General features: G+C 48.7%; 3 protein-coding genes. All 3 read left to right on the forward strand.

Going from position 1 to position 2,976, the window contains the following annotated elements; all coding sequences use genetic code 11:
- Positions 1–134: 134 nt before the first annotated feature.
- The 3 genes from JUE67_RS12545 to JUE67_RS12555 all read left to right on the forward strand — a co-directional run bounded on the left by JUE67_RS12545 (position 135) and on the right by JUE67_RS12555 (position 2,886).
- Positions 135–1,415 carry a replication initiation factor domain-containing protein gene (locus tag JUE67_RS12545; protein WP_203628645.1) on the forward strand — a complete coding sequence of 427 codons (1,281 nt, stop codon included), beginning with the start codon at positions 135–137 and terminating at the stop codon, positions 1,413–1,415.
- 77 nt (positions 1,416–1,492) lie between these two features.
- Positions 1,493–1,756 (forward strand): DUF3173 family protein, encoded by a 264-nt coding sequence (locus tag JUE67_RS12550; RefSeq protein WP_225419500.1) that lies wholly within the window; start codon positions 1,493–1,495, stop codon positions 1,754–1,756.
- A complete protein-coding gene (locus tag JUE67_RS12555) occupies positions 1,753–2,886 on the forward strand; it encodes a site-specific integrase (RefSeq protein ID WP_082620463.1) in 1,134 nt (377 codons plus the stop codon). Before JUE67_RS12550 ends, JUE67_RS12555 begins: the two co-directional genes overlap by 4 nt.
- The last annotated feature ends 90 nt before the right edge of the window (positions 2,887–2,976 follow it).

Below are 2,976 nucleotides of genomic sequence, written 5' to 3' on the forward strand. Positions count from 1 at the left end.
AGCCCCCAGTGTCTAATAGGGGGGCAAATACAAGTAACAAGAAATCCGACGGTAGGCATAAAGCGCCTGTGGCACGGCCTTACCGTATAGGTAAAACGCCGAATTGCTGTTAGGACGCTTGGAAAGGAGCTAACATGCTCAAAGACTTAAACTTAATTGGCGGCATGACCAACAAAGATTGGCTTGATCAAGTCCACGACGAAATGCGCGATAACAATATTACTCAAGGTCAGCTCGCAGACATGGCTAATTACAGCCGGTCACACCTGAATCAACTGCTGGGTCGCAAGAAGCCGCTCAACGATAAAGCCCGATTAGAACTGACGTTGGCGTTGCGTGCGTTGACCGGTCAGAATAATCTGGACGTCTGTATCGACTATCTCAGCGTCACCTTCAAGACGCACGACTACGAAGAGTTGATTAACGAACTGTTCCAAATCAGCCCGATCCATTTCAATCTCCACGACGGCGCTCACTACGGCTATTCAGCAACCTTAACATGCGGTGAGATCAAGATGATGTTATCACCTTACCAAGATGTGGATGCCGAAGATTACAACCCGAAAGACGACAGTGGCACAATGATTGAGCTGAAAGGTCAAGGTTGTCGCTACGTCGAATCGTATCTGCAATCGCAACATCGAACTTGGTACGATTTTCTCGAAACTTGTCTCAAACTGGATTGCCACTTTACCCGACTTGATTTAGCCATCAACGACCGCAACGGATTACTAGATGTGCCAACACTAATTGAGAAGTGCGACCATGATGAATTCAGCTCACGCTTTCGCGGGTTCAGGGACAACCGCACCAAACAGTGGCACGCCTCTGGGCGCACCTTGTACCTTGGTTCGCCACAAAGCGAAGTCAATTTCTGTATCTACGACAAGGCATTTGAGCAACATCAGAAACACCCAGAAATCGCCATTGAAGATCAACCGATCCGTACTCGCTTTGAAGTGCGGCTACGCCGCGAACGTGCCGCCACAGCGGTTGAACATCTATTGGCGACGCGCGATCCCGAACAAGTCGTGTTCGGCATCATCAATCAGTATCTGCGTTTCTTGACGCCAAGTCATAAACCCAGAAGTGAGTGGGTGTTAGATCCTCGTTGGGCGGCGTTCATCGGTAACAATCGGGATAAGCTGCGACTTTCCACTAATCCAGAACCGTTAAACTATGACAATATTACGCGGTGGTTGAGAAAGCAAGTCGCACCCTCACTCAAGATGTTGCAGTTGATTGACCAGTACAATAACACAAACGAACTCAAAGCCATCATCGACAGTGGTAAGTTGACGCAACGCCACTGGGACGTGATCCACCATTTTCAGCACCAACGCAACGGTGTTATGACCGATTCAAAGCAACGTGAGAAATCAAAAAAGAGCGACTACGCCGACCAAAGCAAGTAGTCACCCTTCACAGATAAAATATGGGTTCTATCTGGTTTGATTATCTCACTCCCACCAAACTTTAGGAAGTGATTTGATTGAATATTAACGTACCAGAACAGCCAGTCTTCCTGACGATGACTAGAGCTGACCTTATCAAGCTGGGGTACAGTCAATCGCAAGCAAGCCGTATCATCAAAATGGCAAAAGAGTTGTTGCTCAAACGTGGCCTTGGATGGTACGGTAAGAAAGGCGTAGACCGTGTTCCAGTGGAAGCAGTAGACGCAGTATTAGGCTTGAAACTAAGCCAACTTGAGGGTGCACCAAGTGGCCTTTCCGCAGTTAAGGAGGAACTATCTTGACTACGAAAGACCATATTACCAAACAGGCGGACGGCACTTTTAGCTTCCGCGTAAGCTTAGGAACTGACAAACGAACTGGCAAACGAATTCAAAAACGTGCCAGCGGCTTCAAAACGAAAACGGAGGCGAAAAAAGCAAGAGTTGCAATGTTGGCGGCGGGGATCGCCGATGATGAGGACATCAAGCAGACTAAGTTTGTCGACTTTATGGAAGACGTGTTCAAGCCTTGGTACAAAACCCAAGTAAAGCCACGCACCTACCGTCAGCGGCTAGTCTTGATGAACAGTGAGTATCTGACTAGGTTCAACGACATCATCATTGACCAAATTCGGCCGATTGATGTGCAACATTGGCAAGTCAGCGTACTCAAAGACTGTAAGCAATCCTATGCGCGTACCATCAACATTATGTTAGGCCAAGTGCTTGAACGTGCTAAGGCGCTTGGTATCATCAACGAGAATCCAGTACGGGTCGTTGGCCTCATCAAAAAGAAGAAAGCGAAGATCAATTTCTGGACGCAAGCCGACTTCCAAAAGGTACTCGCCAAGACGAACACCAACACGTACACTGGCCGCTTTGATTACACGATGTTGTGGTTCATGTTCATGTCTGGCTTGCGTAGCGGTGAAGCACGGGCGTTAAAGTGGACAGACGTTGATCTTGAAGCTAAGACGGTGAACATCAATAAGACAATGGACTATCACAACCGCAACTGGTTTGAAACTCCAGCGCCAAAGACTGCCGCCAGTCGCCGTACCGTGGCGCTTGATGATGATACCATTGCGTGCTTAGATGCGTGGCAGGTCGCACAAGCGGCGATGGTGACGTCCGAGTGGGTATTCTCACGTGATGGGATTCCGTGCTCTGACGGGCAATTTTTGGATATTGTGGACGCGTACAGTACACTCGCCAAAGTTCAGCGGATTACCGTGCATGGCCTCCGCCACTCGCATGTGTCGCTGTTGATCAGTCTCGGTGAAAACCCGCTCCAGATTAAAGAACGTCTGGGACATGAGGACATCGAAACGACGCTCGGCACTTACGGTCATCTTTACCCCAACAGTAACTTTGAAGTCGCAAAAAAGCTCAACGGGATATTCTCCAAGGAGGTGCCCGATGAGCCAAAATAATTTGAAAAGGGTCAAAACTGTGCCACAGTAAAATCGGTGGTGCTAGAAACCTTGATACCACGGGACGGGCGCGAGATGTGCCATTGTTCC

Origin of the sequence: Lacticaseibacillus mingshuiensis, assembly GCF_016861785.1 — a bacterium.
Classification (GTDB): Bacteria; Bacillota; Bacilli; order Lactobacillales; family Lactobacillaceae; genus Lacticaseibacillus; species Lacticaseibacillus mingshuiensis.

What these genes read in the sequence shown, in the direction of transcription:
- JUE67_RS12545 (WP_203628645.1), top strand. Translation starts at nt 135, where the DNA reads ATGCTCAAAGACTTAAACTTAATTGGCGGCATGACCAACAAAGATTGG.